General features: G+C 67.2%; 27 protein-coding genes and 1 riboswitch. Of the genes, 9 read left to right on the top strand and 18 right to left on the bottom strand.

Annotated elements, in window-relative coordinates; all coding sequences use genetic code 11:
• Nucleotides 1–28: 28 nt before the first annotated feature.
• The gene (locus AC1MFL_RS17980; protein ID WP_479811648.1) at nt 29–1,789 is read right to left on the bottom strand and encodes a DUF5671 domain-containing protein; all 1,761 of its coding nucleotides are present in this window, start codon (nt 1,787–1,789) and stop codon (nt 29–31) included.
• The gene (locus AC1MFL_RS17975) at nt 1,789–2,331 is read right to left on the bottom strand and encodes an LpqB family beta-propeller domain-containing protein (RefSeq protein ID WP_479811646.1); all 543 of its coding nucleotides are present in this window, start codon (nt 2,329–2,331) and stop codon (nt 1,789–1,791) included. The genes AC1MFL_RS17980 and AC1MFL_RS17975 overlap by 1 nt, the downstream gene beginning before the upstream one ends.
• Before the next feature lie 236 nt (nt 2,332–2,567).
• On the opposite strand from AC1MFL_RS17975, the gene AC1MFL_RS17970 reads away from it, so the two are divergent.
• Nucleotides 2,568–4,025: a DUF5129 domain-containing protein gene (locus tag AC1MFL_RS17970; RefSeq protein WP_479811644.1), complete on the top strand. Its 1,458-nt coding sequence runs from the start codon at nt 2,568–2,570 to the stop codon at nt 4,023–4,025.
• A 5-nt stretch (nt 4,026–4,030) separates the two neighbouring features.
• Here the strand turns inward: AC1MFL_RS17970 and AC1MFL_RS17965 are convergent, their stop codons facing one another.
• From AC1MFL_RS17965 to AC1MFL_RS17950, 4 genes are all read right to left on the bottom strand, one after another.
• Complete coding sequence (locus tag AC1MFL_RS17965) at nt 4,031–4,222, bottom strand: DUF1918 domain-containing protein (protein WP_479811642.1); 192 nt, start codon at nt 4,220–4,222, stop codon at nt 4,031–4,033.
• Nucleotides 4,223–4,281: 59 nt separating this feature from the next.
• A complete protein-coding gene (locus tag AC1MFL_RS17960) occupies nt 4,282–5,247 on the bottom strand; it encodes a serine hydrolase (protein WP_479811640.1) in 966 nt (321 codons plus the stop codon).
• Nucleotides 5,248–5,508: 261 nt separating this feature from the next.
• Nucleotides 5,509–6,702 carry a type II toxin-antitoxin system HipA family toxin gene (locus AC1MFL_RS17955; RefSeq protein ID WP_479811638.1) on the bottom strand — a complete coding sequence of 398 codons (1,194 nt, stop codon included), beginning with the start codon at nt 6,700–6,702 and terminating at the stop codon, nt 5,509–5,511.
• Nucleotides 6,702–6,899, bottom strand: coding sequence for a helix-turn-helix transcriptional regulator (locus AC1MFL_RS17950; protein WP_479811636.1), 198 nt, complete (start codon nt 6,897–6,899; stop codon nt 6,702–6,704). Before AC1MFL_RS17950 ends, AC1MFL_RS17955 begins: the two co-directional genes overlap by 1 nt.
• A 265-nt stretch (nt 6,900–7,164) precedes the next feature.
• Here AC1MFL_RS17950 and AC1MFL_RS17945 point away from each other — a divergent pair, with 265 nt between their 5' ends.
• Nucleotides 7,165–7,752 (top strand): dihydrofolate reductase family protein, encoded by a 588-nt coding sequence (locus AC1MFL_RS17945; RefSeq protein WP_479811634.1) that lies wholly within the window; start codon nt 7,165–7,167, stop codon nt 7,750–7,752.
• Between the two features lie 56 nt (nt 7,753–7,808).
• Here AC1MFL_RS17945 and AC1MFL_RS17940 read toward each other — a convergent pair whose 3' ends face one another.
• Entirely contained in the window at nt 7,809–8,537 is a 729-nt protein-coding gene (locus tag AC1MFL_RS17940; protein ID WP_479811632.1) for an NlpC/P60 family protein, read from the bottom strand.
• 4 nt (nt 8,538–8,541) lie between these two features.
• Nucleotides 8,542–8,712, bottom strand: a riboswitch (cyclic di-AMP (ydaO/yuaA leader).
• A gap of 213 nt (nt 8,713–8,925) precedes the next feature.
• Here AC1MFL_RS17940 and AC1MFL_RS17935 point away from each other — a divergent pair.
• The gene (locus AC1MFL_RS17935; RefSeq protein ID WP_479811630.1) at nt 8,926–9,210 is read left to right on the top strand and encodes a hypothetical protein; all 285 of its coding nucleotides are present in this window, start codon (nt 8,926–8,928) and stop codon (nt 9,208–9,210) included.
• A gap of 14 nt (nt 9,211–9,224) precedes the next feature.
• On the opposite strand, the gene AC1MFL_RS17930 is transcribed toward AC1MFL_RS17935, so the two are convergent.
• A complete protein-coding gene (locus tag AC1MFL_RS17930; protein ID WP_479811628.1) occupies nt 9,225–9,875 on the bottom strand; it encodes a DNA alkylation repair protein in 651 nt (216 codons plus the stop codon).
• Between the two features lie 77 nt (nt 9,876–9,952).
• On the opposite strand from AC1MFL_RS17930, the gene AC1MFL_RS17925 reads away from it, so the two are divergent.
• The gene (locus tag AC1MFL_RS17925) at nt 9,953–11,446 is read left to right on the top strand and encodes an HNH endonuclease (RefSeq protein WP_479811626.1); all 1,494 of its coding nucleotides are present in this window, start codon (nt 9,953–9,955) and stop codon (nt 11,444–11,446) included.
• 118 nt (nt 11,447–11,564) lie between these two features.
• Here the strand turns inward: AC1MFL_RS17925 and AC1MFL_RS17920 are convergent, their stop codons facing one another.
• Nucleotides 11,565–12,002, bottom strand: coding sequence for a hypothetical protein (locus AC1MFL_RS17920; RefSeq protein WP_479811624.1), 438 nt, complete (start codon nt 12,000–12,002; stop codon nt 11,565–11,567).
• Nucleotides 12,003–12,169: 167 nt separating this feature from the next.
• Here AC1MFL_RS17920 and AC1MFL_RS17915 point away from each other — a divergent pair, with 167 nt between their 5' ends.
• A complete protein-coding gene (locus tag AC1MFL_RS17915; RefSeq protein ID WP_479811622.1) occupies nt 12,170–12,643 on the top strand; it encodes a YybH family protein in 474 nt (157 codons plus the stop codon).
• Between the two features lie 140 nt (nt 12,644–12,783).
• On the opposite strand, the gene AC1MFL_RS17910 is transcribed toward AC1MFL_RS17915, so the two are convergent.
• Together AC1MFL_RS17910 and AC1MFL_RS17905 are read right to left on the bottom strand one after the other, a co-directional pair.
• Nucleotides 12,784–13,104 (bottom strand): GYD domain-containing protein, encoded by a 321-nt coding sequence (locus AC1MFL_RS17910; protein ID WP_479811620.1) that lies wholly within the window; start codon nt 13,102–13,104, stop codon nt 12,784–12,786.
• A gap of 222 nt (nt 13,105–13,326) precedes the next feature.
• Nucleotides 13,327–13,797 carry a universal stress protein gene (locus AC1MFL_RS17905; RefSeq protein ID WP_479811618.1) on the bottom strand — a complete coding sequence of 157 codons (471 nt, stop codon included), beginning with the start codon at nt 13,795–13,797 and terminating at the stop codon, nt 13,327–13,329.
• A 246-nt stretch (nt 13,798–14,043) separates the two neighbouring features.
• Between AC1MFL_RS17905 and AC1MFL_RS17900 the strand changes: the two genes are divergently transcribed.
• The 3 genes from AC1MFL_RS17900 (at nt 14,044) to AC1MFL_RS17890 (ending at nt 16,566) form a co-directional block, all read left to right on the top strand.
• Nucleotides 14,044–14,601: a hypothetical protein gene (locus AC1MFL_RS17900; RefSeq protein WP_479811616.1), complete on the top strand. Its 558-nt coding sequence runs from the start codon at nt 14,044–14,046 to the stop codon at nt 14,599–14,601.
• A gap of 2 nt (nt 14,602–14,603) precedes the next feature.
• Entirely contained in the window at nt 14,604–15,149 is a 546-nt protein-coding gene (locus AC1MFL_RS17895; protein ID WP_479811614.1) for a hypothetical protein, read from the top strand.
• Nucleotides 15,150–15,459: 310 nt separating this feature from the next.
• Nucleotides 15,460–16,566, top strand: coding sequence for an IS110 family RNA-guided transposase (locus AC1MFL_RS17890; RefSeq protein ID WP_479811612.1), 1,107 nt, complete (start codon nt 15,460–15,462; stop codon nt 16,564–16,566).
• 301 nt (nt 16,567–16,867) lie between these two features.
• Here the strand turns inward: AC1MFL_RS17890 and AC1MFL_RS17885 are convergent, their stop codons facing one another.
• Nucleotides 16,868–17,380 carry a mycothiol transferase gene (locus tag AC1MFL_RS17885; RefSeq protein WP_479811610.1) on the bottom strand — a complete coding sequence of 171 codons (513 nt, stop codon included), beginning with the start codon at nt 17,378–17,380 and terminating at the stop codon, nt 16,868–16,870.
• Between the two features lie 117 nt (nt 17,381–17,497).
• Nucleotides 17,498–19,330, bottom strand: coding sequence for a gamma-glutamyltransferase (ggt, locus tag AC1MFL_RS17880; RefSeq protein WP_479811608.1), 1,833 nt, complete (start codon nt 19,328–19,330; stop codon nt 17,498–17,500).
• 161 nt (nt 19,331–19,491) lie between these two features.
• Here ggt and AC1MFL_RS17875 point away from each other — a divergent pair, with 161 nt between their 5' ends.
• Entirely contained in the window at nt 19,492–21,657 is a 2,166-nt protein-coding gene (locus AC1MFL_RS17875; protein WP_479811606.1) for a transglycosylase domain-containing protein, read from the top strand.
• A 14-nt stretch (nt 21,658–21,671) separates the two neighbouring features.
• Here the strand turns inward: AC1MFL_RS17875 and AC1MFL_RS17870 are convergent, their stop codons facing one another.
• From AC1MFL_RS17870 to AC1MFL_RS17850, 5 genes are read right to left on the bottom strand one after another with little or no spacing between them, the layout of a single operon-like run.
• On the bottom strand, nt 21,672–22,610 hold the full coding sequence (locus AC1MFL_RS17870) for a 5'-3' exonuclease (RefSeq protein ID WP_479815554.1): 939 nt from the start codon (nt 22,608–22,610) through the stop codon (nt 21,672–21,674).
• Between the two features lie 31 nt (nt 22,611–22,641).
• Entirely contained in the window at nt 22,642–23,265 is a 624-nt protein-coding gene (locus AC1MFL_RS17865) for a short chain dehydrogenase (RefSeq protein ID WP_479811604.1), read from the bottom strand.
• A gap of 51 nt (nt 23,266–23,316) precedes the next feature.
• Nucleotides 23,317–24,552, bottom strand: coding sequence for an NAD(P)/FAD-dependent oxidoreductase (locus tag AC1MFL_RS17860; protein ID WP_479811602.1), 1,236 nt, complete (start codon nt 24,550–24,552; stop codon nt 23,317–23,319).
• Between the two features lie 21 nt (nt 24,553–24,573).
• Nucleotides 24,574–25,230 carry an amino acid ABC transporter permease gene (locus AC1MFL_RS17855; RefSeq protein WP_479811600.1) on the bottom strand — a complete coding sequence of 219 codons (657 nt, stop codon included), beginning with the start codon at nt 25,228–25,230 and terminating at the stop codon, nt 24,574–24,576.
• Nucleotides 25,227–25,859 carry an amino acid ABC transporter permease gene (locus AC1MFL_RS17850; RefSeq protein ID WP_479815552.1) on the bottom strand — a complete coding sequence of 211 codons (633 nt, stop codon included), beginning with the start codon at nt 25,857–25,859 and terminating at the stop codon, nt 25,227–25,229. Before AC1MFL_RS17850 ends, AC1MFL_RS17855 begins: the two co-directional genes overlap by 4 nt.
• Nucleotides 25,860–25,865 lie beyond the last annotated feature (6 nt).

The raw sequence follows: 25,865 nt of genomic DNA, 5'->3' as shown, positions 1-25,865 counted from the left end.
CGGGCGCCGGGGTCCTCAGACCAGCAGCTTAGCCCAGCAGCGGAATCACATCGATCCTGCCGTCCGGGCTGACCGTCACGAGCACCCGTGCTCCCGTCACACCCTCAAGCGCCGCCGCCAGCCGGCCGGCCAGCTGTCCGGCGTCGGCACCGGGGCCAGGCGCCAGCCCCTGCCCGGGCCCCGGCCCCAGTACGCTGCCAGGAACAGGCCCAAGCCTAGGCCCGGGGACGGTGACAGGAACAGGAAGAGCCCCAACGTCGGCCCGCCGCCAGACGGTCACGCCAGCCCCGGTGACGTCCTCGATCACCCGGTGTAGCGGCGCCGGATCGGAGCCGGTCACCAGCACGACGTGCCCGATGGTCCGCTTCCGGGCCGGCCCCGCCGCCGCGCCGGCGGCACGCTCGTCGCGCCACACCGCAAAGTGGTAGCCGGCCACAAGCCCGGTGGCAACGAGCAAGCCGAGCGGGGCCCGGATCCTCTCCACCACGCTGCCCCCGGAGAGGTCGCCCAGGAAGAACTCGAACACCCGGTACCCGATGACCAGGAGGGTGATGACGGCAACCACGGCACTGAGGCCGAACACCACGACCAGGTAAACCCGCCGGGCGTTCTGCCAGCGCCCGGTATCGCCGGCAGCGCCAGGCTTCGCCGCGGGCGTCCGTCGGAGCGGCTTCCACGCAACCCACCAGACAGGGCCTCCAACCAGGAGCGAGCTGATGCCGCCGAGCAGGAGCGTGCGAATCCCGGATCCCACGAACGGGGTGGCCGCCATGGCGAGGACGGCATTGACGATCACGCCGATGCCGGAGGCAGCGGCAACCAGCGCGACGCCGGAGGCGATCAGCCGGCTTCCCTGCCGGACGCCTTCGGAACTTCCGCGGGCCAGCCCGCGGTGGTATGCCCAGACGAGAGAGCCGATAGCGGCCGCGGCCACCGCCGTCGCCAGGGGCTCAAGCAGCTGCTCCATCGGTTCTGTGCGGTCGAAAGCGAGCCGCAGCAGCGTGAACACCGTCACTCCGGCACCGCCGAGTGTCAGCACCCCGGCGCCGAGGACCCCGACGAGCATGAGGACGACACTGGCGAGATCGGTGCGCAGCAGCCGGCCGCCGTCGTGTTTCCAGTGCCACCACCAGACCAGGCCGCCGCCCACGGCCCAGACGAGGGACTGCAGCGCGGAAATCCACCAGGGCTTGCCCACCATCCCGGCGGCGATGGCCCCCCGGAGCGCGGCATCCAGCAGGACGGACAAGGCTGTGACTGCGCCGCTGACCCCCATCACCAGCCCGATGTAGCTGCCGAGGACCGTGGGGACGTCCGTCAGATCCAGCGGCCGCTTCCGGGGATGGCGCCACATCCAGCGGTGCCAGACCCAGACGGCCGCCCACACCAGGCCGGCGGCCAGGGAGGAGCGCCACTGTAGCGACCGGCCGCCGATCAGGGTGGTCAGGGTACTCAGCAGGTTGGTCGTCGCCAGGATCAGGGAGAGCACGTAAACCCCGGTCATATACAGGCCCCAGCCGACCGACGCCCGTTCCGTTTCATCACCCAGGCGCCGCCAGACAATCCACCAGAGGACCGCCGCGAGGGGTCCGCCGATCAGGGCGAAGGCCAGCGAGCGCGCCAGCCCGGCAATATCCCCCGTCACCAGCGTGGTGCCCGCCACCAGCAGCCGTTCCAGGAGGCCGCTGAGGCCGATGGCTGCGATCACCACGAGGGCGAACAGCAGCAGGTAGGTGATCAGGCGGCGGACGGTCCGCTGGGCCGAGCCCGCGGCGGATGCCGTGCTCATCACTTCACCGCCGTGTTCTGGCACACCGTGAGCTGCCACGGGGCTCTGTCGATCAGCCACTTGTCTCCGGCCTTGACCAGGTCAAAGGAGTCCTCCATCTGGTACTCGGCGCTGCCAAACGGGCCGCCGCCCTCGGAGACGGTCATCAGCACCCTGACGTCTGCGGACTCCGGTCGCTCGGTCGTTGAGACGAGCGTGACGCGGAGGCTGTCCGCTCCCGAGCGTGGCATGTCGGTGCTGCAGCGGGTCTTGGCTGCATCCGTCAGGTAGGCGGTCGCCGCCGTCTCGTCTCCGGCGATCACAGCGGCGGAATAGCGCTGGACGACACCGGCGGGGGTCGCCGCGTCCAAGGGGGCTGGCTCGCCCCGGGTGAACACGACTATCAGGGCGACGATCACCAGGACGGCGATGGCTGCGAGGATGGCCAGCAGCGTCCGGTCCGGCCGGTGCCGGGCCGCGGCCGGTTCTGCTGCCGGCGGTCCGGCCGGTGCTGTGGCCGGTTTGGGTACGTTCGGCTCGGGTTCCTGCGGCTCTGGACTCATGAGGTCAGTATGTGGCAGGCGGGGAGCGCCGTCATCGTGTCTTTAGGCCCCATTCCCCGCTGACCTGCGGTTTCTCCGCCGTCGGACGCCCCTGACAATGAGCGGGGCGACGACGAGGGCGAGGGCGGCAGAGACGGCAAAGTTCAGAACCAGGGGTGGCCCGCCTAGCCGAAAACAGCCTGCGCGGGCGGCGCGGGTCCGTCGACGCTGCCCCCGGCAGGCATTACGCTCGGGAAATGAGATTCGTGCGGAAAATCCTAGGCCTTTTCCTGCTGGTGGCAATCGGGCTGGTGGGCTCGGGGCCGGCGGCAGTTGCCGTCACGCCGGTCGACGTCGTTGTGAAGGACCGGGCCGGGGTGCTGGACCAGAACAAGCTCCTGCCGGCCGTGCAGGCGATGGACTTCTACCAGCCCACCAAGGTGGCCGTTTACACCTACAACGGCTCGGCCTCGGACAACCTCAACGAGGAGGTCCTGCGCTTCGCCCGGGCCGAACATCCGGAGTGGATCAGCGCGGACGGGCAGAAGTGGGCGAACGGGCTCTTCATCTTCGCCCTGGACCCGGTGGGCCGGCACGTCGGGACGTACATGGGTGAGGACCGGAAAGTCTCGCTGCAACAACGCGAGGACATCCAGAACGCATCCAAGGACCTCCTTCGCGATGCGCAGTGGACGGATGGCACCATCGCCGGCATCCAGCGCGGCGCCGAACTGATCAACCAGCCGTGGTACCGGTCCACTGCCTTCCTCGTCACGGCATGGACCGCCCTGGCGGCCGCCGTCGCGGGCGCCGCGGCGTGGCTGATCGTGCGCTGGCGGACCCGGGTCAGCAGCCGCAAGGAACTCGCCCGCGGCGACGCCAGCTACTCCAACGTCAGCCTGGACCTCCAGGTCACTGAGCTCAACGCCAGCACCATCCCGGAAGCCTCCCGCTACGGAAGTACCGTGCTGGAGAAGCACCGGAGCTTCATGGCGAAGTACAACACCGCGACCGGCCTCTCCAACCAGGTCCATGCCCTCTCCCCCCGGGACCTCAGCAGGCGCCCGAACCTGAAGCTGGTCAGGAGCTACGCGGACGCCGCCGCCGAGCTGGACGCCCTCGACGACGTCATCGCGGACACCAACGCCCTGCTCAACCGGGGCTCCGCGTGGGCGCCTGCCTGGGACCGGCAACTGGCCCCCTTCCGCGCCGACCTGGCCGCGATCGAGCAGATGCTCAGCAAGCGCAACGCCCGGGGCGACTCGGCGACCGCGGCGGCATTGCGCTCCTTCCGCGACCAGAGCCACCGCGACCTCGAACAGTGGACCGCGGAACTCTCGGACGGAACGATCACGCCCGAGACCGCCCTTGACCGGCTGCGCGACGCCCGCACCCACCTGTCCGAGCTGCTCAAGAACCACGCCGATACGGTCATCGACGGGTACGCCAAGAACGAGAAGGAAGCCTCGCTGATGCGCCAGGAGATGGAGAGCGCGCAGGCCGGAAGCAAGTCCAAGTACGGGCGCACCTACGAGCCCAGCATTCTGGGCACCGTCTACCCCGCGTACTACTTCTTCTCCGTGCCCACCTTCAACTCCGGCTTCAACACCGGCGTCAGCAGTGTCAGCAGTGCCCGCGGTGGAGGCGGCAGCAGCACCGGCTATGGCGCCAGCGGCGGCAGCTTCTCCGGCTCGGGCAGTTCGTCGGGCTTCTAGCCGGATCAGGCGGTCTTGCTGCTCTCGACGACGAAATCGCCGCCGGGGAACAGTATGGTCTCGTGGCCGTCGTCGAACCTGACGTGATACGGCGGGGCGCCGTCTGCCCCCTTGACCTCCAGGATTTCCCCATGGCGGTCCGATGACTCGACCGTGGTGCCACGGATAATGATGCGGTCTCCCTGGGCTGCTTTCATGGCATTCACCTCCATGCTTCAGCGTACGGTTCTGTGCCCGTTTGGGGAACAGATGCCCGTCAGAAGAGCCCGGCGGTGACCTTGCCGGTGAGCTCGTAGAAGACATTCCTCCGGGCGGCCCCCTCCGGTCCGTCCCAGCCCAGGGTGTAGACCACAAAAATGAAGGCCCGCTCGCCCTGGACCAGGATGCTGGCATCGTGGAGGTAGCCGTTGATCAGCCCGTATTTGTGGAAGACGCTGACCCCCGCCGGTACCGCGGCCGGGATGAGTTTCTCGTAGTTGGTTTTCTGCATGTAGGACAGCAGCTGGGCGGTGTTCGCGGGGTTGAGCAGCCGGCCGCTGTACAGCTCAGCCAGTATCTTCGCCATCTCAGCCGGAGTCAGGCTGTTCATTGTCCGGTCATAGGGGATGCCGATCGAGGCGGCATAGTCGGTCAGGCCCTGGTAACCCACGGCGTTCAAAATCAACGCCCACGACTCGTTGTTGCTCTGCTGGACCATCAGCCGGATCTGTTGGCCGGCGGTGGATGCCCCCATCCTGGCCCCCAGCGAAGCCTTGCCGGTTTCCACAAGATGGTAGTAGGCGGCAGCGGCGAGGATCTTTCCGGTACTGGCCGCCACAAACTTGGTCTTCACCCCGTACTCATGCACCGCCCCATCACGCACGTCGATCAGGGCGACACCCACCCGGTACCCGCTGTTGGCGGCGAGGACCGCATTGATTTCGGCATCGAGTGCGGGGCCGATGGCCGGCGCCGGAGGAGCCAGGACGGGCGCCGGGGTGGGCGCTGGGGTGGGCGCCGGGGTGCTGGGTAGTGCCGACGGCGTTGCTGCGGCGGCTGGCGAGTCGGCTGTTCCTGCGTCCGCTGATGCAGACGGGGACGCCGACGCGGACACCGGGGTTGCCGGCGGACCAGCAGCATCGACCGGAACCCGGGCCTGGATGGCGGCGTAGACGATCGCCGTCGAGACCAGGCCCAGGACGGCGACCACCACGATCAGGAACTGCGGGCGGATCCCGCCCATGAATCCCAGCAGGCGCCAATCAGCGCCCCGGGTCGACTTACGTGTATGCCGGCCGCTGCTGTAATGCCGGCCGCGCCCCCAGGAATCCATCAGGCCTCATCGACCGGGCATCGACGGAGGCGCTGTATCGGTTGATGTCGCAGTCAGGTTCGCAGGCATGCTTGTCCTTCTCAGCTGAGGAACCGCGGCGCGGCTTCAAATCCGGCCATTCTGCCCCCGACAGAGCCCCAGCACAAGACGCCGCGCCTGACGGAGCGTGGCTCAGCCCGCCAGTTCCCGCCGCCGGAAGCGGAGTTCCCGCTGCGCCCCGTGCAGCGGGGAACCCGTAAAGGGCAGGTCCTCAAGCCGGACCGCGGCGGCCGCGGCGAGCGCCGTCCGGTTCGCCGCGGCGGCGGCCCGCTGCGGCAGGCCCAGCGAACCGGCAAACTCCGCCCAGTGCCTGGCCTTGAGGTGACGCGTCTTGCCGCAGACCGGCAGCGCCAGGGTTTCGTCCCCGTACAGCAGGGTGCACGGGACATCGAATACCGGGGCCATCACGAACCCGCGCGGGCTGCCCAGCACCGCAAGGTTCTTGGCGTGCAGGTCTCCGTTGCCGGTCAGCCAGGCAAAGACAAACTGCAGGTACAGGTTGCGGCTGGCAAGCAAGGGGGCAGTGCACGTGGCCGCGAGCGCCGTTGCCACGTCCTCGGAGCTCACGCCGTACTTGGAAGCGGGCGGCAGGCCCAGAACCTGGGTCCCGTCCTCCAGCGGCAGCCGGACCCATGTCCCGGCCGGGCCTTTGACCCGGTCGAACCGTTCCACCAGCAGCCCACGCAGGCCGTTCCGGTCTTGGATGACAGAACACTTGGCCACCGGAATCTTCAGCGCCTTTGCAGCGTGCAGGTGAACCGCCTCGTTCTCCACGAGGTGGGGATGCTCCGGCGGGTCCAGTTTCAGCAGGTAGCGGTGCCCCTTGACGGCCAGTGGTGTGGTCAGCATCGAGGCGCTGGTCTTGCGCTGTACTCCCGGCAGCCCGTGGAGATCCACGGTGTTGACCAGGATGGAGAAGTCCAGCGTCTCAGGCCTCGAGGTATCGGCAAGGGCGGGCGGTTCCACCGGGAGCTCGCCGGCCGGGACCACCTGGACGTCACCGGGGACATCAGCCCCCACGGCCAGCAGCAGGGTCAGTTCGTCGTCAAAGCTGGTCTTGGTCGCGTTCTTCAAAACCGTGAGCCGGTGACCCTCCGGAAGCAGCCCGGCGAAGAAAGCTGGAAGCGCACCCCCCGGAGTCTCCACCGCGTCCCCGGACAGTGGGAGGGAGACCGCTACGGCCGGACCGCCGCCGGCGAGGTACTCCATGGTGTAGCTGAACCGGACCCCGCCGAAGCCGGTCCGGCTGAGGTGCCCGGCAAGGGTGCCGCCCTTGTAGACATCCGCAGCACGAACGAACTTCAGCTCCTGCAGTTCGGCGGCCATCAGCGCGCTGTCAGCCGCAGGCCCAAGACAGCGCTTACGGCCGCCACCGCCTGCAGCGAGGGGTTTCCGGCCCCGGTCTCGATCGCCCGCACGGTGCGCACCGAAACCCCGGCGAGGTGGGCAAGGTCCTCCTGCGTGATCCCGGCGTCCTTGCGGGCGCTCCGGATGCTGGCCCCAATGGACACCACGTCACCCATTTCTCGGCTCCCCAGTCATCGACTCCATAGTCATCGGCTCCAGTCGGCAGGATACTGCCGGTTGAGGAATCCGATCCTCCCATCCTGCCGTGATTCGCAAGTTTCGGCAAGATGTTGCCGGTTCTGCTCTGTTCGGCCCATTTGCATCCAGCGGGAGGTACGTTCCGGCAAGATGCTGCCGCCGACGTCGGGCCTTCCCTCCCCTGCCACGGCCGCGGTACGCGGCGTACGCTGGAACCCCGGCAGCCCAGCGAAGGAGCCCCGCATGCGCAAGATCATCCTCATGATGCAGGTGTCCCTGGACGGATACATGGAGGGCCCGGGGCGGGACCTGGGCTGGCACCGGGTCGACGAGGAACTGCATAATCACTTCAACGACGAACTCCGCGCCATGGGCGGCTTCCTGGACGGCCGTGTCACCTATGAGCTGATGGCCGGATACTGGCCGACGGCGGACCGGGACCCGTCGGTCCCTGCGCCGATTGCCGAGTTTGCGGGGATCTGGCGTGACATGCCGAAGATCGTCTACTCCAGGACCCTGGCGAAGGCGGACTGGAACACCGAGGTGGTGCGCGACGTCGTTGCCGAGGACGTGGTCAGGCTCAAGGAGCAGCCCGGCGGTGATCTCGCGCTGGGCGGGGCCGATCTCGCGGCTGCTTTCCGGCGGCTCGGCCTGATCGATGAGTACCGGATCTATGTGCATCCGGTCCTTGTGGGCCGGGGCAAGCCCCTGTTCCAGGAGGCGGAGGCGCCGACGCCGCTCCGGCTGCTGGAGAGCCGGACGTTCGGCAACGGCGTGGTGCTGCTGCGGTACACAGTGGAGCCGGACACCGGGCACGCAGAAGGCCGGTGATCCGCTGCCCCAAGGCAACCGATCGACCGGCCTGCTGTGCGCTGTTGGCGGTGCTGCTAGCCGGCGCGGACGAACGTCACGGGTCCGGTGGCGGTGAGCCAGGACAGCGGGTGCGCTATGGTGGCGTTGACGCCGTTCATGCCGCCGCTGATGGCCTGGCCGTTGCCGGCGTAGATGGCGACGTGGCCGGACTGAACGATGATGTCGCCGGGCTGGGGGTCAGCGACTACCTTGCCGTACTTCAGGAAGGCCTGCGGTCCGATGTCCCCGACCGGGATGCCGGCAGCATTCAGGGCTTTCTCCACCATTGCGGTGCAGTCCTGCGTGACGCCGATCTGGCCGTACGCCATGGACAGCAGGGTGGCGTTGACTCCGCCGGCTGCCGGGGCAGCGGCCGGGGCGGGCGCGGCCTGGACCTTCACGGTCGCCTTGGCGGCGGCAGGGGCTGCCGGGGCCGGTGCGGCGGGGGCCGTCGGAGCGACTACGGGCTTGGGTGCCTCGACCACGGGAGCCGGGGCAGTCTCAACGGCCGGGCGCTCGAAGGTGATCTGGACGGCGGAGTCTGCCATGACCGGCGCGGAGACCTGGCCCTGGACGTCAACGGACGACGCCGGCGCGGAGTCGCGTTCGGCCGGTGCGTCGGCTGCATTGGCGGCCATGGCGCCGCTGAGCACCATTCCGGATGCGGCGACGAGGACTGCGGCCTGGCGGCCGATGGTGCCGGCGGTGCGGCGTTTGCTGCGAAGGTCGGCGCGTTTGGGCGCACGGGTATTGCTAAAAGTCATTAAAGGAGCCTCTCCCAATGCCTGCGAGGTGAGCTGTCGGATTCGGATGGGAGGCACCCGGCCGCACGCTGGCCCGATCATGACGGGCCGTGCGGCTTCACCCCAAGACCCCTGGAGAACAGCGGGTCAAAAGTGGTTTCCCCGTCTCTGCCGGACGTTGCTGCGAGTTATCCCCACGCCGCGGCAGAGTTAGGCAATCGGCAGGGGAGAGCCTGTCTCGGAAACAACAGGCACCTAACAACGGTAACGGAATGATTACGACAAGTCACATTGGGGTAACGCCGGGTGTGTTTCGCGGGGCACAGCGCCCCGGCCGGACGCGGGCGGATTTATCGGCCCCGGGCATAGGATGATGCCATCACCGTTCCCCCGAAACGGAGGCCCGACCATGAACAACCCCGAAGGCGCCAGGCACTGTGTCGCCATCTGCCAGCTAAGCAACCAGCCGCAGGAGGACTTCAGCGTCAACACCGAACTGCTGGTGCTGGAAAACGGGGAGGTTCACGTTTCCACGTGGGACGCCGAGCCCCGCGACGGTGGCTTCGACGTGCACGTTCTGAACGACCGGGTGGACGCCCTCGGCTTTATGGTGATCACCGATTGGGAGTTCTTCGACGAAAAGGCCTACGCCGTGGTGGAGCGGCGGCTGCCGCACCAGGAGAGTACCCGCTGATCAGGGCCGCCCGGTCAGAATTCCAGCTCGGGCCGGCGCCTGGCCATCTCGGCAAGCACCAGCGAGACCGCGTCGGCGGCGGCCGCGGCCGCGGCCCCGGCGTCTTGCGTCAGGTTCGGCTCAGCCAGCACCGAGCGGGCGTGGCGCACGAACCGGGACCAATCCCCCGCGCCGGCGCGCAGCCCGCACAGCGGGGACAGCAGGGCTGCGCGGCGCAGCCAGCCGTCGGGATCCCGAACCCAACGGTCCAGGACGCTGTCAGCGCGGACCCTGCCGACGACGTCGAGTCCTGCGATCAGGGGACCGACGACGTCGATGGCGAGCGGATCGACCAGCGCGCCCACCTGTGCGCTCCGCACGAAGCCTTCGATCCGGGTCAGGTCCGTGTTGGTCAGCAGACCGGCGCTGGATTGGAGGAGGACGACGGCGGCGAGGCGGCGTTCGAAGACGGGCACCTCCCATAACTCGGAGCTTAGGGCGGTGATGTCATCGTGCGTCAGTCCAGGATGGCGGCGGAGGGCGTCGCGGACCGTTCCGCGCACGGCGCCGACGGACGCCCCGTAGTAGCGGTGATCGCTGCCGTGCCTCGCCTCCGCTTCCTCCGCGCGGCTCCAAGACGACTCACGCTGGAGCGCCCAGTCTATGAATTCACCGGCTTCGCTCATTGGGCTATTCTTTCGCATTTTTGGTGGCCGCGTTCCGGGTCGCTTTTAATGTCGCAGGTGCCCGATAGTGTGTTTCCATGGACGGCAAGCAGGGGCCCGAAATGGTTCCGGAAGCGGCGGTTGGTGGGGCGGTCACCGAGGTGGCCCGCTCCCTCGCCGCCGTCCGCCCGGCCTGTGAGAGTGCCGGACTGATCGGCCAGCTCCGGGAACTCGAGGACCTGAAATCCGCCACGGCCGCACTGCAGGCGAGAATCGCCGTCGCCTTCGACCTCCTCCAGCGCCGCGAACAGCGGAACCTTGGTCTGCCGGCGGCGGAGCTGGGATCCGGGGTCGGCGCGCAGATCGCCCTGGCCCGGCGGGAATCCCCGGCCCGCGGCGGACGGCTCCTGGGCCTGGCCCAAGCCCTCCTCACCGAAATGCCCCACACCCTCGCGGCCCTGGAGAGCGGGCAGCTCAACGAATGGCGCGCCACCTTGCTGGTGAAGGAAACCGCCTGCCTGTCCGCGACGGACCGGGCCGCCGTGGATGACGAACTCGCCGCCGACACCGGAACCTTCAACGGGACCGGGGACCGGGGCATCATCGCCGCCGCCCGGACCGCCGCGTACCGGCTGGACCCCCGCACCGTCACCGCCCGCGCCGGCCACGCCGCCGCCGAACGGCACGTCAGCCTCCGCCCGGCCCCGGACACCATGTGCTACCTCACCGCACTGCTCCCCGTCGCCGCCGGCGTCGCCGCCCACGCCGCCCTGACCCGGCACGCGGCCACCCTCCGCGCCGGAGGAGACCCCCGCACCCGCGGGCAACTCATGGCCGACGCCCTCATCGAACGCACCACCGGCACCCCCGGCGGGATCAGCGGCATCGAAATCCAACTCGTCATGACCGACCGCACCCTCTTCCAGGGCCACAGCGAACCCGCCCGCCTCCCCGGCTACGGCATCGTCCCCGCCAGCTGGGCCCGCACCCTCCTCAAAACCGAAGGAACGGGCACGGGCATGAGCGCTGGAGCCGGTACCGGCAGGGAAGTTGGCGACACCGTCCGCACCAGCGCCGGGGACCGCGCCGCGGACGGCGAAGACGCAGCCCTGAACGTCTGGCTCCGCCGGCTCTACACCGCCCCCGGCACCGGCGACCTCACCGCCATGGACTCACGAGCCCGGCTCTTCCCGCCCGGACTCCGCCGCTACCTCACCGCCCGCGACACCACCTGCCGCACACCCTACTGCGACGCCCCCATCCGCCAATTCGACCACATCATCCCCTGGCACCACGACGGCACCACCAACCACACCAACGGCGCCGGACTCTGCGAAGCCTGCAACCACACCAAAGAAACCCCCGGCTGGACCTCCCGCCCCAGCCCCGGACCCAGACACACCCTCAACGTCACCACCCCCACCGGACACACCTACCAATCCTTGGCCCCGCCGTTGCCGGGGTGGGAACCTGTCGAGGCTCGTTCGCTGCGGAACTCCCGGGTCCGGGTCCTCTCCCCCGAGCGTCGCGAACTCCTGCATCACTTGAAAGCCGCAAAATGCGCGCCGTCCGCCGATTGGCTTGCTGCATGATTCCGTGGCGGTAGCCCTGCAGTTCTGCCGCCGGCATCGGCCGTCGGACGCTCACCGCCCGGCGCGTCTGACGGATCTGAAGTTCAGCGGCCGGTCAGCGTATGAAGTATTGCCGCCCTCAGGGGTCCGCCAACAGGAATCCAAGGGCTGGCAAGCCCAGCACCCGGGCTGCCCGACGCCGTCGTGCCCTGTCCACCAGCAACCGCAGGGCAGCGAAGTCCTGCTGGACCGTTTGAGCGTCACCCGGCTGGCCAGGGCTCCGGTGCCAGGTCCGGGCCAGGACGGCCGCCGCCGCGATCCGGGACACCTGCGCCAGGTCCAACACATGGCGGCGACCCTTGAGCCAACGCATTAGCTGCCGCTCCGTAACCACGGAAACTTGGTCCGGCGCCGCCTTGACCGTCATCGCCTTGGGTTCTACGACCACCACGACGCCGGTGACAATGACGGCAGTGCCCGCTGCGGCGCTGAGGCGTTTGGACGCCCGAGCCGCCTCATGCGCCGCGTTGTAACAGGACCAGCCACTCCGGCCCCAGCCCCGCCAGGATTCGGCCAACCGCGATCTCCCCCAAGGCACCCTTGTACCAGGGCTGGCTGTCCTCGCTCAGCGGGCTGACGCCAAGGATCCGCTGAAAAGTGGAGCGTCGAGGTTCCCACACCATCTTGCGGCGGCATTTTTGGCGTCCGATAATTGATCCTGGGAGCTCGAACAGAGGACAGACCGTGGACAGCCACAACGACTTCCTGGCAGCCGTCATGCCGCGGCTCACCGACGTCGAAACCGCACTTCACAACGGCGATGCCGAACCGCGCAAGGCCATGTGGTCAGGCACTGATCCAGTGACTCTGTTCGGCGCAGTCATGACCAAAATCGGCCGGGACCAGGTGGCGCCAGCCTTCGACCTTCTGGCATCCCGCTTTTCGAACTGCACGTCCTTTCAGTACGAGGTCATCGCGTCCGGTGCCAGCGGGGACCTCGCCTACATCGTGGGAATAGAGCACACGACGGCGTCGATCGGCGGGACGCCGCCGGAGCCCTACGCCCTGAGGGTCACAACGATTTTTCGACGCGAGGACGGCGAGTGGAGGATCATCCACCGGCACGGCGACGCCGTGCCCGACGGTGACAGCCACGCGACCCTCCTGCAGCTAAGCCGGCTCGGGGAGCTGGGCAGCACCCCCGACGATGCCGGGTAGCCTCCCGTCTGGCCGCCGGCCGTTCCGGCCGCCCGGCTAGTAACCCCTCCCGACGGCTGCCGCCCGCGCGGCCAGCTGGAAACGCCGGCGCCGGTAACGCGGCCAGGCGGAAACGCGGGGTGTGGGCGGCTGTCGGCCATTTACTGCCCGGGGGCCCGGTAGGACGGTGTCTTCCTAGCCGCCTCGTCAAGATCTTCCGGAGTCATGAGCGGTTTCAGACGAACGTTCACGGAGCCGGTGGAATTGATCATGAGGGAAAGGGCTGCGGCGTCGGCCGGCCCCGGAACGTCGAAGACCCCCAGTACATCGGTCTTGCCGAAGGCATAGTAGAAGCATTCGAGTGAGCCTCCGACGGATTTGAGGGCTTCGACAAGCGCTTCACGGCGCTTCGTGCCCCCTTCGCGCATGAGGCCTTTGATGCCCTCACCCACATAGTTCGCTTCGAACAGATATTTGGCCATGGTCGCTTACCTTCCCGTGATGTCCAGGACCCGGGCATCCGAAGGTGTGCCCGGAACCCCATGAGGGCAGGTCCCGGAGTTGGTCCCCGGAGCGGGGCTGTGGCCACATGGTAGGCCGTCCCCCTCGCCCTTACAACGGTTGCCGCAAAGCCCCGCCGGAACCTCGGGAGCGCTGATCGAAAAGGCGCCGACAAAGGCCGGGCCCAGCTGGGCATTCACTCCCTAAGAGGCCTTGGGCCGGACGACGAGGACCGGGCAGGGTGCATGGCCGATGACCTGGGCCGGCACCGAACCCAGGTGCAGGCCGGGAAATCCGCCGTGCCCTCGGGAGCCAACCACAACGAGGTCCGCGGACTTGGCAGCCTCGAGAAGTGCAGACGCCGCCGAGTCATTGTGGACGACTTGACCGGTGGCGGCCACCCCCGCATCTTCAGCGGTCTTCAGGGCCGCAGCCTGGAGCGTCTCTGCTGTTTTTTCCGGGGAATCCTCTGTCACGATTTCGCCGACGGCCGTTTCCAGCATGGCCGGATACCAGGCAAGCGCCGGTTTGCTCCAGGCCGTGACGAGACGAAGCTGGCCGTTGCGCTGTTTCGCTTCGTCCACGGCCCACTGCAGGGCATTTTGAGAACTCTCGGAACCATCAAAACCAACCACAACCACGAATGAACCTGTACCGGCCATCTTGTCTTCCATTCCCTAGCCTCGGTGAGCTGCCTGGACCTTTCAGTCTCTGTGTCCGCAAAAGTCAGTGTCAAGGTCCGCCGGATGCGGGCCTCCGCCGCGGGCTCCAGAACCGGGCAAAGAGGGGACCCTATGACAACGTGCCCGGAGCCTCTATTCTCTTGCCATGAGGGTTGGGGGCACATACCGGCGAGGCAGATCGCGCCGTCCCGGGCGGGACGGCTGCGGCGGCGCGGCGGCACGGCGTGCGGGCAGCCCATGAAGACCAACGGCCCCCCGGCTCATGACAATTACGACGAATTCCTGGCGAGACTGGACGCCGCGACAACGAACCTGAGCACGCGGGCGGCCTCGTTGGACAAGGCGCTGGCAGCCGTCTCGTTGCTCCTGGGGCCTTACCAATCCGCAGCGCGGGAGTGGGAACGACGTCGACTCGACGTAGACGAGCAGCTCGCCCGGCAGTCCTGGGCGCTGCACACCCACGCCGCACTGAGCGAGCTCCACGACGTGGCAGGGAAGATGCAGTCCATGCTCGCGGGGCGTACCCAGCGCATCACGGAAAAGCTGTCGATGATGCACCGTCGTCTCGCGGCAATTCACCAGTCATTGCTGGAGCTTGAAGCAAGCAGGGTCAAACTGGATTCGTCCCGGATGTTGTCACAGGACCGCGAAAAGCTGGGCAGCATCTTTTCTGCACTCGCCGGCTCAACCATGGCCGCTCCAGCCCTCGCTGACATGGGCCTGCTGGGCGATCTCAGGGAAGCGCGCGAAGCCGTCATCCTGGCCGAAGCGCTAATGGAAGTGAAAGGGTACTAGTCATGGGAAATTCCCTCGATCAGCCAGGCAAACACACCGTGGCGCTGGTCCGCTGGTCCAGGACGCCGGGCGAACATCCCGTGATCAAGTTCGTTCTTTTCAGTATCCTCGGCATGATCCTTTGCCTGATCCTGATGATCTTCCTGCCCGGCCTCAGGAGTTTCGGAGCCGTCGTCCTGTTCACCTTCTTCTTCGCGGCCCTGCTCACTTTTCCCGCCCTCTCGGGCCGGCGGAAATTCATGCGCGGGCTGACCAAAAGGGTCAACGACACTGTCGCCGAGGTGACCAACACTCCCGGCGACCAGCTGTCGGTCAAAGAATTCCGGCGCATGGTCAAGAGCGGCGAGCGGCGGCCGCTCCTCGTTGGCGGGGTGCCCGGATTGAACCTGCATGTGGAACGGATTGCCGCACTGGAGAAGGATGCGCCCAACAGATGGCTCGCGGTGTTCACCGTGGTGCCCCCGGAGAACGGGACGGCGAGTTTCGACCGGTTGGTCGCCGCGGCCATTGACGCCGATCCCGGCACCACGGCCACCCGCCCTTCCTAGTGCACGGCCTAGACGATATGAAGTGAGAGCTTGCGGGTCCTGGTCCCGTCCGGGACCGGCCATTATCGCCGGGCGGTCCCGGCAGCGCCGGCTTTGGTGTGATCGGTTGCGGTCTGCGTGGCAGGCGGCGCTTCGGGGCCTGATCCCGGCGGTGATGTCCTCTATCCCGGACGGGGCCAGGTAACGGCAAAGGGGCCGGGGCCTTCTGTTTCACAGGGTCCGTGGGTTGCCATTAACGGCTCCCTTGGCCTGGGCGGCTCGTCGGGGGTGCAATCGTAGTGCCACATGTGAAGTTTGGGAGGTCCCGGCTATGTTTGAGCATACTTTCATTGGTCTGGATGTTCACGCGGTCAACGTCGTGGGCCATGCGTTGAACCCGGCCACCGGCGAAATCAGCACCCACACCATGGCCGCTGACCCGGCCATGGTCCTGGAGTGGATCCGCCGGTTCGCCCCGCCGGTCAAGGTCGTCTACGAGTCGGGGCCGACAGGGTTTGTCCTGGCCAGATACCTCCGGGCCGCAGGCATCAGCTGCGTCGTCGCGACGTCCTCGAAACTGCTGCGCGCACCCGGGGACCGGATTAAAACCGACCGGCGGGACGCCCGGGTGCTGGCTGAGATGCTCGCCGTGGGCTCGGTGGCCGAGGTGCGGATCCAGGACCCGGAGGAAGAAGCGCTCCGGGACCTGTCCCGGCTGCGCTCGGGCACGGCCAAGGACCTCGCGCACGCCCGCCAGCACGTGAACGCCATCCTGTTGCGCCACGGCATCCGCTACCCCAAAGAGACCAGATGGACGCAGGAACACAGCCGGTGGCTGCACCGCCAGCACTTTGATGAACCGGCACTGCAGTTCACCTACGAGGCCGACGTCGAGCAGGCGGAACTGCTCGCCGGGCAACTCAAAAGGATCGACAAGCAGGTCGCCGCCACGGCCGCGACATGCCGCTACGCCCCGGTGATTGAGGCGTTGATGTGCCTGCGGGGCATCCAGATTACGACCGCGTTCGGTTTGGCCGTGGAGACCGGGGACTGGACCCGCTTCACCGGTTCGTCCATCGGCTCCTACCTCGGGCTGGTCCCCAGTGAGAACTCCTCCGGCCAATCCCGGCACCAGGGCCCGATCACCAAGGCCGGGAACACCTACGCCCGCAAACTCCTCATCGAAGCCGCCTGGCAGCACCGGCGCCCCTACGCCCGTCCCGGGGATCGGCTGCTGCGCCAGCTCGACCGTGTGGCCCCGGCAACCCGCATCCGCGCCCTGGAAGGCAACCACCGGCTCCACCACAAGTGGGAAGTCTTCGATGAACGCCACAAAATGTCAGTCAAGGCCAACACCGCGATCGCCCGCGAACTCGCCGGCTGGTGCTGGTCCCTGGCCGCCCCACTCCAGCAAGGAGAACGCATGAACGCGGCCTGACCCAGATCGTGCCCCCGGGACGTGGTGCAAGTGCGACGGCAGCACGCGGAGCTAACTCGAGAGCCCGCTATGAGCAGACGGCCCCAACCGTCGACGCTCGATCCTAGACACCGACAATGCTCCAGCCGAACAGATCGTCATGCGGTAACCAACCCGCGAATATCAGCCTGACACTGCCCCAGTCGAAAACGACTCGCCACCACTCACACCACGACCGGGCCGGCACACGATGAGCGGCCCCCGGAACCACAAAGCGCCAGGAGCCGCTCACCTCTGCCCCTTGACAACCCCGACCTACATATCAGCGGGCGGGGGCCGGCTTCAGGCCCTTGGCATACGCGGCCTGCCCCACGTGCTGGAGACAATCGGCGATAGTGCTGACCAGCCGCACCCCGAGCGTGACGGGCGGGTCCCAGCGCGTGTCGACGATGCGGTCGAAATCCACATCGCCGAGGGCAGCCAGGAACTTCGTGGTCTGCCGGTGCACGGCGTCGTAGTATTCGAGCAGCAGCTCCGGAGGGGCCTTCACCGAGTCGACCTGCCCGGTCGAATGGCCATAGCCGGTGTCGCGTTCCGGCAGCGGCAGACCGAAGCGTCCCGCGAACCCCTGTGAGGTCCACACCTGCTTGAGGCCGGCGGCGGAGGCGACCTGGGCATCCTCCACCCGGCTGAGGTGCCAGATCAGCCACGCAATCGAGTTGCCGTTTCCTGAGGGCCGGCGGACCAGGGCATCGTCGTCGACCCCGTCAAGCGTGGCGGCGACGGTCTCCCGGATCCGGACGAAGGCGTCGAGCAGCAGTTCGTTGGATTTCATCGAGTCCCCTCACAGTGCGTTTTCGGTGAGCCCCCATGCTTGCATGGATGCAGCACCACGAGATAGGGCGCTCCGCCGGCTTTGGGGATCCCGGTACATGACGCCCCCCGCCGCGATTCATCGTTTCGCCGTCGGGGTCAGGACCATCGCGGATCCGCCCCCGCGCCTCATGGGCTCGGCCGCGGCGACCATGCCCCCGCCGGGCAGGAACTCGATGGCGGTCGCGGCGCCGATCTCTGCTGCCGAGGTGAACGCGTCACCCGACGGTGTGAACTCATGGCCGTACGGCGCCAATTGGCTCCCGTACGCCGCAATGAACTCCGGCTCCGCCGTGACCTTGGCCGTGTTCCGCTGCGAGGCACGCGGGGCTGCAATGGCCTCGGAGATGGTCATGCCCAGGTCCACCCGGTTCAGGATCGTCTGCAGGACGGTAGTGATGATCGTCGACCCGCCGGGCGAGCCGAGCGCGAGGAACGGCGCACCCTCCTTGAGGATGATGGTCGGCGACATGGACGAGCGCGGGCGCTTCCCCGGCTCGATCCGGTTCGGGTCCGCCGCGTTGTACACGGTGGAGAAGTCGGTCAGCTCGTTGTTGAGCAGGAAACCGCGGCCCGGGACCACGATGCCGGACCCGCCGGTCTGCTCGATGGTGAGCGTGTATTCAGCGACATTCCCCCACTTGTCCGCGACTGTCAGGTTGGTCGTGGAGATGTTTTCGGTGTCCTTCTCATCGGAGGTGGACACGGCGGCGGCAGGGCACACGCCGTCGTACGCGGACACGTCCCCCGGCAGGACCGGTTTGGCAGCCGCCTGCAGCGGGTCAATCCGGCAGGCGCGTTCCTTGCCGAACAGCGGGTCAGTAAGCGCGGCGGTGGGGACGGCGCCAAACGCCGGGTCGCCCACGTATTTGCCGCGGTCCGCGAACGCCAGCGCACTCGCCTCGAGGTAGTAGTGCAGGGCGCCGGGCGTGGACATCCCGGAAAGGTTGACCGAGTCCAGGATGTTCAGCGCCTCGCCGGCTGTGGTGCCGCCGCTGCTCGACGGCGCCATGCCATAGACATCCAGGCCCCGGTAGTCCACGTGCGTGGGCGCCTGGTCCAGGGGACGGTAGGCGGCGAGGTCCGCCGTCGTCAGGTGCCCGACGGGGACGGGCAGCTGTGTGCCGGCCGTTTTGGGCGGGGCCTGGACGGTGGCCGCGATCTCCGCTGCGAGCGGGCCGCCGTAGAAACCGCTGGTGCCCTCCTTCGCGAGGAGCCGGTAGGTGTCGGCGAGCTCGTGGTTCTGGAAGACACTGCCGACGGCGGGGGCGTCGCCGCCCGGGAGGAAGAGGTTGCTGGTCGAGGTGAACGCCCCGAAGCGGAGCTTGTTGTCGAGGGTCTGCTGGCGGAACGTGTCGTCGACCACGAAGCCACGGGTCGCCACCTTGATGGCCGGCTTGAGCGCATCGCCGAGGCTGACGGTCCCCCAGCGGTCCAGGGCACGCTCCCACGTGGCCGGAGTTCCGGGGACGCCAACGGAAACGCCGCTCGTGACGAGCTCAGGCGTGAAGCGATAGGGCTGGCCGGTCGCCGGGTCGATGAACGCGTCCTGCGGCATTCCTGCCGGTGCCGTCTCCCGGCCGTCGATGGTGCCGACCTCGCCGGCCTTCGCGTCGTAGAACACGAAGTAGCCTCCGCCGCCGATCCCGGAACTGTAGGGCTCAGTCACGCCGAGGGTCGCGGCTGCGGCGACGGCGGCGTCCGCGGCGTTTCCGCCCTTGCGCAGGACCTCGATCGCCGCCGCTGATGCCTCCGGGTCCACGGTGCTCACGGCACCGCCGTACCCGGTGGCGGTCGAATCCTTGACTGTCTCCCGCGGATCGGCGAACGCGGGGCCGGCAACGGCGCCGCCCGTCACGCTCAAGGCCAGCGCCGCAGTGGCGGCCACCAGCCCACGTGTCATAAATGCCATAATCGCTCCCGAATCCTTGTGATGCGTGTTGACAGTGCTTGTCACGCTACTACGCGGTGGAGCGACACTCAAGACTTCCCCGCCGCACATTGCCGGTGATGGCGGCCGGACCATCCGCTTCGGATGAGGTGCCCTCCGGGGAACGCCCCTAGGGTCGGGACATGTCACGCCCCGGTTCGAAGCTTTTGGCGGCCTTCCGGAGGGTCGTCGGCTACTTCACCGTGAGTGCGGTCTGCGGCGTCCTCGCAGCCAGCCTCGTGGTCCCCGCCCTGGCAGGGGCCGGCGTTGCCCTTAAGGCATCGGCCACGTACTTCAACAACCTCCCCTCGGAGCTGAAGGTTGATTCGCCGTCGCAATCCACGAAGGTCCTGACCGCGGACGGGAAGACGATCGCCACTTTCTATTCGGAGAACCGGGTGAAGGTCGGGCTGGACCAGATGTCCCCCTTCATCAAGGACGCGATTGTCGCCGTCGAGGACCGCCGCTTCTACGAGCACGCCGGCGTCGACCCGCAGGGGATTCTTCGGGCCCTGGCGTCCAACCTGACCGGTGGAAGCCGGCAGGGCGCCTCAACCCTCACCCAGCAGTACATCACCAACGTTCTCAACGAGTCCCTGGTGTCCGCGGACAAGGGCGATCAGATCGTCCTCAACGGGCAGAAGAGCATCGCCGACAAGGTGCGCGAGATGCGGCTCGCGATCGAACTGGAAAAGAAGTACACCAAGGACCAGATCCTGGAGGGATACCTCAACATCGTCTTCTTCAGCCGGGATGCCTACGGCATTGAAGCCGCCTCGCGCTATTTCTTCAGCACCACAGCCAAGGGCCTGACCCTGCCGCAGGCTGCACTGCTCGCCGGCCTGGTGAAAAGCCCCAGTTTCTACAACCCCGCCGTCTATCCCGAGAACGCCATCCAGCGGCGCAACCATGTCCTCGATGCCATGCTCAGCCTCGGCCGGATCTCCCAGGCGGACCACGACGCCGCGGCCGCCACCGGGGTGGACCTGAACATGACGCCGGGGAGGCAGGGGTGCGCGGCCGCCGACATGGCACCCTACTTCTGCGACTACGTTTCGCACCTGATCCTTAACAACCCGGCGTACGGCGTCGACCTTGCCGCGCGCGTGAAGAAGCTGTACCGCGGCGGGCTGACCATCACCACCACGCTGGACAGCCGGCTGCAGGCGGCCGCGCAGGCGCAGGTCGACGCCACGGCCGGGGCCAACCCGGACAGGTGGGGCGCGTCGCTGGTCTCCATCGGGCCAGGCACGGGGAAGATCCTGGCGATGGCGCAAAACACCGTGTTCCTCCCCGAACCCGGGAAGTTCGACACCCAGCTGAATTTTAACGTCGATTCCAAGGACGCCAAGGGCAATGACCTCAACGGCGCCGGCGGGTTCCAACCCGGGTCAACCATGAAACCGTTCACCCTGGCGGAGTGGCTCCAGGAGGGCAAGTCCCTGACCGACCAGGTGGACGCCTCCCGCCGGTCGTATCCGCTTGGTTTCCGCTGGAAATCCAGCTGCGGCAAAGTCCTCGGTGCCTACGACACGAAGCAGCGGGCCCTCGGAGCGGCCGATGATCTGCAGAACAACGACACCGGGTACTACCGCCGCATGCGCGTCGACTACGGGCTCTACAACTCCATCAACACCGCTACCTTCGCGGAGGCCGCGCAACTGGATTTCTGCGGCATCCAGAAAATGGTGGACAAAACAGGAATCCACAGCGGCCTGGACAACGCTCCGGTGAACATGCATCAACTGGGCAACCTGCTGGGCGCCATTGGTGTGGCACCGCTCGTTTTGGCCAACGCTTTTGCCACGTTCGCCAATGACGGCAAGTACTGCGAGCCCGTCGCCATTGTGGGCGTGACCGACCCGGCGGGACAGCAGCTTCCGTCCGAAAGCAAGTCCTGCCGTGAGGCCATCAAGCCCAGCGTTGCCCGCGGTGTGACCTCCGTGCTTCAGGACGTGCTGAAGAAAGGGTCCGGTGTCTACATCAAGCCCAAGGTCCAAAGCCAGTTTCCGGTGGCGGCCAAAACCGGAACCTCCAACACCAACGGCGCCACCTGGGTGGTCGGCTACACCAGCGGCCTGGCCACCGCGTCCTTCTTCGGCGACGCCCTGGACGGCCAAAAACGCCCCGGCCAGAACATCACCGTCAACGGCAAGTTCTACAAGAGCATCGACGGCTACATGCTCGCCGGCCCGCAGTGGGCGAACTACATGCTCGAGGTCGCCGGGCTCTATCCCGCCGAGGCCTTCCCGCCGCCGCCCGAGTCCATGACCAAGAAGCCCGACAGGTCCGGCGATCGTGGGGACTGACCGGAGCGCCCCCCTCAGTGCCGCAGGTCCAGCGCGTCGAGGAGCCGTCTGACCGAGCCTCCGAGGTTCCAATCGGTGGCCAGACGCTCGAGTTCGGCGCGGGCATCGCCGACGACGGGGTGCAGCTGCGCGCCGGCCTGCTCCAGCGTCGGCAGCTCAAGGTCGCGCACGACATTCACGACGGCGGGTGCGACCGCCAGGTAGTCGGCGGCCGCGGCGAGCTTTGACCGGACGGAGGCCGACAGCACGCTTCCCGGATCCGTGGCCGCCGCGAGCAGCCCGTCGAGCGTGCCGTACTCCCCGAGCAGTGACGCGGCGGTCTTCTCGCCGATGCCGGCGACGCCCGGCAGGCCGTCAGAGGTGTCGCCGCGGAGGGTCGCATAGTCGGCGTACTGCCCGGGCAGCACACGGTATTTTCCGACGATCACCGCGTCGGTCAGGACTTCGAGGTTCTTCATGCCGCGCGCGGTGTAGATCACCCGCACCTCGCGGGCGTCGTCGATGACCTGGAAGAGGTCGCGGTCGCCGGTCACCACATCCACGGGAAGCTCAGCGTGGCTCGCGTAAGTGCCGACGACGTCGTCGGCCTCATGTCCGGCCGCCCCCACAATGGCGATGCCGGCGAGACCAAGCACCCGGCGGATCATCGGAATCTGTGCCTCAAGCGCGTCCGGCACGACCTCCACGTCAGGGGCACCCGCGACCTCCTCGGCGACCCGGTGCAACTTGTAGCCCGGGATCAGGTCAACGCGCCACTGCGGCCGCCAGTCGTCGTCCCAGCAGGCAACCAGATGTGTCGCGTCGTAGTCGGCGGTGAGCCGCGCGATCATGTCGAGCAGCCCGCGAACAGCATTCACCGGCGTGCCGTCGGCGCGTCGGATCGTGTCAGGCACGCCGTAAAAGGCGCGAAAGTACAGCGACGCGGTGTCGAGCAGCATGAGGCGTGGTGGCATACCTGATCCTGACACGGATGCGCTTCCTGGGCTACGACCAGGCCTTGATCGTCTGACCCGTTTCGGAACCGTAGACACTGCGCACAAAGGCCGCGGCCGCCACGGCGCCGGGAACGGCAGCGAAGCCGGGGAACACCGCCGCATACGCATCGGCGGATTCTTCCAGCACTGTGGCGCTGACAGTATTCAGTCGGAGGTGTGGCAGCTCCGCGGCGGCAGTCTTGACGAAAGCGTCAAGCCCGAGGTTGGCGATGGCGCTGGGCGAGCCGCCGGGGAAGGAAAAATTTCCCACGATCCCGCTTGTTAACGTGATGGACCCGCCCTCCCGGACATGGCCACGGGCAGCCAGGGTTATGCGGACCTGGCACAGCAGCTTGCCGTTCACTGTCGCTGCGTAGGTTTCCAGGCTCGCATCCGTTGCCGACGCCCACTTGGCTCCGCCAATGGTGCTGACCACCGCGTCCACCGTCCCTACCCGGTCAAAGAGTGCCGCGACGCTGGCATCGTCCCGGCAATCAACGGGATGTTCAGTTGATGAGCGTGACGCGCTGATGATTTCCAGCTGCCCTGGGCCAACCTTTTCGTGGTGCGCGGACAGTGCCCGCACCACGTTTTGGCCCACAGTTCCGGTGGCGCCGATGACGAGAATTCGCATGAGTGTGCCCTTCGTTCTTGTTGCAGGCAGGCGGAATGCCTGATGACTGTCTTATCTACGCAGGGGGTTGAACGCCCAAATCTCGTGCGGTGCTTCACCGCTCACGATCTGTGCGGCGAGCAGCTTGCCCGTGGCCGGTCCCAAAACCATCCCCCACATGCCGTGCCCACCTGCCGCAAAGATTCTGTCCGAGGCCAGACGGCCAACGATAGGCAGCCCGTCGGGCGTGATTGGACGCGAGCCGACCCACGCGTCGCGAAGAGAGGACCAATCGATGCCCCGCAGCAGCGGACGGACAGCCTTGGCGACTGACTCAAGCCTGGAAGAATCGGCCGGCTCGTCGGGACCAAGGAACTCCATGGTTCCCGCGATTCGGAGGGCCCCCCGGTAGGGCGTGCAGACGACCCGTTGTTCCGGAAAGTACAGCGGCCCGTTCGGGAGGCAGTCGCCGTCGACAGTGAACGAGTAGCCCCGACCCGCCTGGACCCCAATTTTTAGGCCCCACTTTGCGGCCAGTTTGGGCAGCCACGCGCCGGTGGCAAGGATGACGACGTCGGCCGTGAGGAGGCTTCCGTCGTCGGCCGTCACGGTCGCCGAGGAAGGCCCTGCATCAACGGAGATCACGTTTGTACCATCCCTGATCTCGCCGCCGCACGCCTTGAAGGCCCCCGCAAGGTCCCAGACAAAGTCCCCTGGATCAAGATAGCTCTGTCCGGATATCTCCAGGCCGTGCACCACGGCGTCGGCGAGCGCTGCGGGCCGGTTCCCGTCGGCCAGTGTGCTGACGCCTATGCTCTGGCCCATGGCGTGGAGGTGTTCGAGCTCGGCCCGGAACGCTGCCGCGGCCGTGGCGCTGCTGAAGCCTGCAACGTAGGGGGCCGCGATGACCGGCGAGGAAATGCCCTGCGCTTTCAGCTCGGCGAAGGACGCGTCCACGGTCCTCGTGATGGGCCGGAGCGCTGACATGGTTTGCTGCCATTTCCGGGCGTTCATGTTGCCGGCGAACCGCATGAGGAACTTCCACAAGTGCGGGTCAAAGCGCAGCGGCACGTGCAGCGGGGCGTTCGGATCGGTCAGGCTTTGCAGGGCGTATTTCCAGGCGCCCGGCTCCGCCAGGGGCATGACCAGGCCCGGCGTCACCCAGCCGGCATTGCCCCAGCTCGCCCCCGCGGCGGGCCCGACTTTGTCGACGACCGTGACCGACAGTCCCTGCTGCTGCAGGTGCCAGGCTGTCGACAGACCGACGACGCCGGCGCCGACGACTATGGCTGATTGCGGTTTCTTCATCTGGTTGCTTTCTGGCATCGGCTACAGGTGTCGGCTCAGCATGCGTTCCGCATAGACGGAGAGCCACGTTGCGGGGATCGAAATGGCGGCGTAGAGCAGGCCGGCAATGATGAAGACCGGCAGATACTGGAACGTGGAGGAGCCGATCGAGTACGCCTGGCTCATGAGTTCCGGCACGGCTACTGAATACGCCAGAGACGTCGCCTGAAACAGGAGGACTGCAAAGCCCATCAACGAAGGAAGGGCGATGCGAAGTCCCTGCGGGATGACCACGAACCTCAGGCAGTCCCGATAGCTCATGCCCAGTGCGTGGGACCCCTCGACTTCACCCGGAGGAACCGATTGGATGCCTCCACGGATCAGCTCGGCACTATAGGCCGCCGTCGTCCAGGTCAGGGCCAAACATGCCGAGGCCATGGAGCTGAGGGTGATGTCGGCGTTCGGAAGTCCGTAGTACATGAGCTGCAGGAGCACCAGGGCCGGCGCTCCACGGCCTACCTCGACGAAGAACACCGACAGATAACGGAAAGACCTGTTGTGGGCTGTCACGCCGAAGGCGAACACCAGCCCCAGCGGAAGGCCGAAGGCCAGGCTCAGGAGGGTCAGGGTGAGGCTGACCTTGAGTCCGTCAAAGAGTGTGGGGCCATATTGGATCGCGACTTCGACCAGGTTGTTCATCGAGCCACCGCCTTGCGCATCTTGACATCAAGGTGCCTGGAGAGCAGTCCCAGGGGAACGCTCAATATGATGTAGACACCGGCAGCCACAAAAAACACCATGATGCCTTCCCCGGACTGCCGGGCATACTGGCTGGACATAAAAACGATCTCAGCCACGCCGATGGACGAGGCGATGGAGGAATCCTTGAGCAGCCCGATGGCAAACGTCGTGTAGGCCGGGACTACGGCCCGTGCTGTCTGCGGACCGATGATTCGGCTCCAGACGGTGGCCCGGTGGAAACCCAGCGCCGAGCTGGCCTCCCACTGGCCCTTGGGAATGGAAGAGATGGCGCCGCGGAAGATCTCCGCGAGATAGGCTGCCGCTACCACGCCAAGGCCCAGGACACCAGCCTGCAGAGCCGTGAGGCGGATGGCGCCGATGGAGACGCCGTAGTACAGGATGAAAAGCCACACCACGGGTGGGACCCCCCGCAGCAGGTCAACGAGCAGGCGCGACATGAGCCATAGGATTCTGTGGCGGCTCCGCAGCCCGGCAACGATGGGCAGCGCCAGCACCGTCCCGATCATCAGGGCCAGGACTGTCACGAGGACTGTCAGCGGCAGGCCGATGGCGATGGCCCGGAGCATTTCCAC

Source organism: Arthrobacter sp. BG3, from assembly GCF_056680185.1.
Note: the sequence above shows the minus strand (reverse complement) of the source record. Positions and strands in the feature narration are given on the sequence as shown.

Bases quoted from the DNA above. Each gene is read 5' to 3' on its own strand.
- AC1MFL_RS17980 (WP_479811648.1), bottom strand. From the start codon at position 1,789: ATGAGCACGGCATCCGCCGCGGGCTCGGCCCAGCGGACCGTCCGCCGC.
- AC1MFL_RS17975 (WP_479811646.1), bottom strand. From the start codon at position 2,331: ATGAGTCCAGAGCCGCAGGAACCCGAGCCGAACGTACCCAAACCGGCC.
- AC1MFL_RS17970 (WP_479811644.1), top strand. From the start codon at position 2,568: ATGAGATTCGTGCGGAAAATCCTAGGCCTTTTCCTGCTGGTGGCAATC.
- AC1MFL_RS17965 (WP_479811642.1), bottom strand. From the start codon at position 4,222: ATGAAAGCAGCCCAGGGAGACCGCATCATTATCCGTGGCACCACGGTC.
- AC1MFL_RS17960 (WP_479811640.1), bottom strand. From the start codon at position 5,247: ATGGGCGGGATCCGCCCGCAGTTCCTGATCGTGGTGGTCGCCGTCCTG.
- AC1MFL_RS17955 (WP_479811638.1), bottom strand. From the start codon at position 6,702: ATGGCCGCCGAACTGCAGGAGCTGAAGTTCGTTCGTGCTGCGGATGTC.
- AC1MFL_RS17950 (WP_479811636.1), bottom strand. From the start codon at position 6,899: ATGGGTGACGTGGTGTCCATTGGGGCCAGCATCCGGAGCGCCCGCAAG.
- AC1MFL_RS17945 (WP_479811634.1), top strand. From the start codon at position 7,165: ATGCGCAAGATCATCCTCATGATGCAGGTGTCCCTGGACGGATACATG.
- AC1MFL_RS17940 (WP_479811632.1), bottom strand. From the start codon at position 8,537: ATGACTTTTAGCAATACCCGTGCGCCCAAACGCGCCGACCTTCGCAGC.
- AC1MFL_RS17935 (WP_479811630.1), top strand. From the start codon at position 8,926: ATGAACAACCCCGAAGGCGCCAGGCACTGTGTCGCCATCTGCCAGCTA.
- AC1MFL_RS17930 (WP_479811628.1), bottom strand. From the start codon at position 9,875: ATGAGCGAAGCCGGTGAATTCATAGACTGGGCGCTCCAGCGTGAGTCG.
- AC1MFL_RS17925 (WP_479811626.1), top strand. From the start codon at position 9,953: ATGGACGGCAAGCAGGGGCCCGAAATGGTTCCGGAAGCGGCGGTTGGT.
- AC1MFL_RS17910 (WP_479811620.1), bottom strand. From the start codon at position 13,104: ATGGCCAAATATCTGTTCGAAGCGAACTATGTGGGTGAGGGCATCAAA.
- AC1MFL_RS17905 (WP_479811618.1), bottom strand. From the start codon at position 13,797: ATGGAAGACAAGATGGCCGGTACAGGTTCATTCGTGGTTGTGGTTGGT.
- AC1MFL_RS17900 (WP_479811616.1), top strand. From the start codon at position 14,044: ATGAAGACCAACGGCCCCCCGGCTCATGACAATTACGACGAATTCCTG.
- AC1MFL_RS17895 (WP_479811614.1), top strand. From the start codon at position 14,604: ATGGGAAATTCCCTCGATCAGCCAGGCAAACACACCGTGGCGCTGGTC.
- AC1MFL_RS17890 (WP_479811612.1), top strand. From the start codon at position 15,460: ATGTTTGAGCATACTTTCATTGGTCTGGATGTTCACGCGGTCAACGTC.
- AC1MFL_RS17885 (WP_479811610.1), bottom strand. From the start codon at position 17,380: ATGAAATCCAACGAACTGCTGCTCGACGCCTTCGTCCGGATCCGGGAG.
- ggt (WP_479811608.1), bottom strand. From the start codon at position 19,330: ATGGCATTTATGACACGTGGGCTGGTGGCCGCCACTGCGGCGCTGGCC.
- AC1MFL_RS17875 (WP_479811606.1), top strand. From the start codon at position 19,492: ATGTCACGCCCCGGTTCGAAGCTTTTGGCGGCCTTCCGGAGGGTCGTC.
- AC1MFL_RS17870 (WP_479815554.1), bottom strand. From the start codon at position 22,610: ATGCCACCACGCCTCATGCTGCTCGACACCGCGTCGCTGTACTTTCGC.
- AC1MFL_RS17865 (WP_479811604.1), bottom strand. From the start codon at position 23,265: ATGCGAATTCTCGTCATCGGCGCCACCGGAACTGTGGGCCAAAACGTG.
- AC1MFL_RS17860 (WP_479811602.1), bottom strand. From the start codon at position 24,552: ATGAAGAAACCGCAATCAGCCATAGTCGTCGGCGCCGGCGTCGTCGGT.
- AC1MFL_RS17855 (WP_479811600.1), bottom strand. From the start codon at position 25,230: ATGAACAACCTGGTCGAAGTCGCGATCCAATATGGCCCCACACTCTTT.
- AC1MFL_RS17850 (WP_479815552.1), bottom strand. From the start codon at position 25,859: ATGCTCCGGGCCATCGCCATCGGCCTGCCGCTGACAGTCCTCGTGACA.